The 3,139-nt window shown below is 57.5% G+C and carries 3 protein-coding genes and 1 pseudogene; 2 read left to right on the top strand and 2 right to left on the bottom strand.

Annotation, left to right across the window (positions count from 1 at the left end; all coding sequences use genetic code 11):
* On the top strand, window positions 1-814 hold an 814-nt coding region (locus tag AC1DRJ_RS22630; protein WP_477804105.1), incomplete at its 5' end, for an alpha/beta hydrolase.
* Window positions 815-999: 185 nt separating this feature from the next.
* Here the strand turns inward: AC1DRJ_RS22630 and AC1DRJ_RS22625 are convergent.
* Complete coding sequence (locus tag AC1DRJ_RS22625; protein WP_007943632.1) at window positions 1,000-1,569, bottom strand: elongation factor P; 570 nt, start codon at window positions 1,567-1,569, stop codon at window positions 1,000-1,002.
* A gap of 48 nt (window positions 1,570-1,617) precedes the next feature.
* Window positions 1,618-2,775, bottom strand: coding sequence for an elongation factor P maturation arginine rhamnosyltransferase EarP (gene earP, locus AC1DRJ_RS22620; RefSeq protein WP_477804104.1), 1,158 nt, complete (start codon window positions 2,773-2,775; stop codon window positions 1,618-1,620).
* A 124-nt stretch (window positions 2,776-2,899) separates the two neighbouring features.
* Here earP and AC1DRJ_RS22615 point away from each other — a divergent pair.
* Window positions 2,900-3,139 (top strand): annotated as a pseudogene (locus tag AC1DRJ_RS22615) (hypothetical protein); the annotation flags it as partial.

Genomic DNA, 3,139 nt, shown 5'->3' with positions numbered 1-3,139 from the left:
GCCCAAAGCCGATATCAGCGAGAAGACCATTCAAGTCGACGGCCAGCCGCTCAGCCTGACCATCGTCCGGCCGGCCGGGGTCAAAGGCGAGCTGCCAGTGTTCATGTTCTTCCACGGGGGTGGCTGGGTATTGGGCGATTTCCCGACCCACGAGCGATTGGTTCGTGACTTGGTTACGGGTTCGGGCGCGGTGGCGGTGTTCGTCAATTACACCCCGTCTCCGGAAGCGCATTACCCGGTGGCCATCAATCAGGCGTATGCCGCGACCCAATGGGTGGCCGAGCACGGTAAAGAGATCAACGTCGACGGCAAACGTCTGGCCGTGGCCGGTAACAGTGTCGGTGGCAATATGGCGGCAGTGGTTGCGCTGATGGCCAAAGACAAGGGCACTCCCGCGATCAAGTTCCAGGTGCTGTTGTGGCCAGTGACGGATGCCAACTTCGACACCGCGTCTTACAACCAGTTTGCCGAAGGGCACTTCCTCAGTAAAAACATGATGAAGTGGTTCTGGGACAACTACACCACCGACGCCATTCAGCGTAACGAGATTTACGCCTCACCACTGCGGGCAACCACTGCTCAACTGAAGGGCTTACCTCCCGCGCTGGTGCAGACGGCAGGCGCTGACGTTCTGCGCGATGAGGGTGAAGCCTATGCGCGCAAACTCGACGAGGCCGGGGTGCCGGTAACGGCGGTTCGCTACAACGGCATGATCCACGACTACGGTTTGCTCAACGTAGTCAGCCAGGTGCCGGCGGTGCGCTCGGCGATGCTGCAAGCTTCTGAGGAACTGAAACAACACTTGAAGAAATAACGCAGTTCAAATGTGGGGGCGGGCTTGCTCACGAAGGCGATACGTCAGTCAACATTTTTGTCGACTGACACACCGCTTTCGCGAGCAAGCCCGCTGCCACAGGGGATTTGCATCGTTCGCACGTTATGCGCAGCCACAAAAAAGCCCGACTCAACGGTCGGGCTTTTTCATTACGCAAGCAGTGCTTATTTAGCACGGCCTTTGTAGGAACCGCCTTCGCGGGTATCGATCTCGATCATGTCGCCGATTTCGATGAAGTCAGCTACCGACAGTTCGGTACCGTTCTTCAGTTTGGCAGGCTTCATCACCTTGCCGGAAGTGTCACCGCGAGCGGAACCTTCGGTGTAGTCAACCTGACGCACGATAGTGGTCGGCAGTTCTACGGAAACCAGACGCTCTTCGAAGAAGATCGCTTCGCAAACATCGGTCATGCCTTCTTCAACGAAAGGCAGAACGGCTTCGATGTCTTCAGCGTTCAGCTCGTACATGGTGTAGTCGGTGGTGTCCATGAACGTGTAGGTGTCGCCGCTGATGAAGGACAGGGTCGCTTCTTTGCGGTCGAGGATTACGTCGTCCAGTTTGTCGTCGGCGCTGTAAACGATCTCGGTCTTGTAACCGGTCAGCAGGTTTTTCAGCTTGGTCTTCATGATCGCGCTGTTACGACCGGATTTGGTGAATTCAGCTTTCTGAACCAGCCAAGGATCGTTTTCGAGACGGATCACGGTACCGGGTTTCAGTTCTTTACCAGTTTTCATTGCGAATATCCGAATTTGGATGGGATTTACAAAAATCTAGGCCGCGTATCATATCCAATTTACATAAAACTGTACCAGCGCCGCGGCAAGATCGGCTTGCAAGGCTTGTTCCAGACACCACGCCTCGGCGTGTTTTTGCAGCTCTGGCCAGTGTTTGCGGGCCGAGCGCCAGTGATCGGACATATCATGCCCGGCATTCCATGCGTGCCAAAGACCGTTGATCGCTTGGCTGGCAGGCTCGGACAGGCCTTTTGTGTACAGCGCGAGGAACGCATCAAGCTTGTCCAAGTGGATGTCTTCCTCCTGCTGATAGATGTGCCAGAGCATTGGCCGGCCCGCCCACTGGGCGCGAACAAATGAATCTTCACCACGCACGGCGTTGAAATCGCAGCACCAGAGCAACTGATCGTATTGATCCTGTCGGACGAACGGCAGCACCTGAACAGTCAAGCCGTCACGGACATGCAGAGCACCTGCGGCCAACCCTTCAATGCCGAGCCAGCGTTCGACATCGCCGAGTATCCGCCCTTCGGGCACCACCACATGCGTGGGCGTCGAATCAGCGGCCAGCACATCCAGCCAACTCGACAATCCGGCATTCTCATAGGCAAACAGCGAAATCAACTGCGCATTCGGGGCACGATCAATCCCCAGCCCTTGAAGGAATTCTCGTTGAGCCTCAGGACTTTGCTGGAACTGCCGGCGGCACTCGAGCAACCCTCTCTCACGCAATAAACCACCGGTGCCCTTCTGAAACCCCGGGAAGAAGAAGTACTTCTGCACCGTTTTGTACTTGACCGACGGCAATCCGTGACAGCCGATCACCCAGTCCTCGGCGCTCAGGTAATCGAGGTTCATCCATAGCGGCGGGTGTTCCCGGGCAGCCATGGCCTCCATGTAGGCATTCGGCAACTGACAGGCGAACGCGGCGATCACCACATCCGCCGCTTCCGCGGCCGGCCACTCGGTTGGCCATTGGCGCACTTCGACACCTGACTGCCATTGCTGTGCGGTATGGATATCAATCTCGGGGCACAGACGCTCGAAAGCACGCAGGTCATCGACCCACAAACGTACGTCCATGGCGTGCTCGGCCACCAGTTGTCGAGCCAGGCGCCAGGTCACCCCGATGTCGCCAAAGTTGTCGACCACGGTGCAAAAAATATCCCAGCGCCAGCGGTTTTTTACTTGAGGCAGTTCAGGCATTCCAGGTTCCCGTTGGCAAAGGCGCCGATTGTCCGCATAAATTACCTCGTGCAGAAGAGCCGACGGCGATTAATCTTCGTGCGACAATCGCCACTCGCCTGCAACCATTCGCCAGGAGGCAACCATGCCCGACCGCCCCAACCCACGTCCCCCGTTGCCGTTCCAGCTGAATGCCCTGCAATTGACCGGCAGCATTGCCCTCGGTGTGTGGCTGGGATTTCTCGCGATCGCGCTGACTTGCTGGCTCGCCTCTGCGCTTATATTCAAAGAGCAATTGGCACCGGTGGCGGCCGCCGTGGAGCAACTGGCCAAGCCGCCGATGGTCGTGGAGCAGCCGCAGCCGCAGCCGGATATTCCTCCGCAG

Source organism: Pseudomonas sp. P5_B2, from assembly GCF_056400445.1.
This window is presented reverse-complemented; position numbering and strand designations above follow the sequence as displayed.

Coding starts and splice junctions, on each gene's coding strand:
- AC1DRJ_RS22625 (WP_007943632.1), bottom strand. CDS start 1,569: ATGAAAACTGGTAAAGAACTGAAACCCGGTACCGTGATCCGTCTCGAA.
- earP (WP_477804104.1), bottom strand. CDS start 2,775: ATGCCTGAACTGCCTCAAGTAAAAAACCGCTGGCGCTGGGATATTTTT.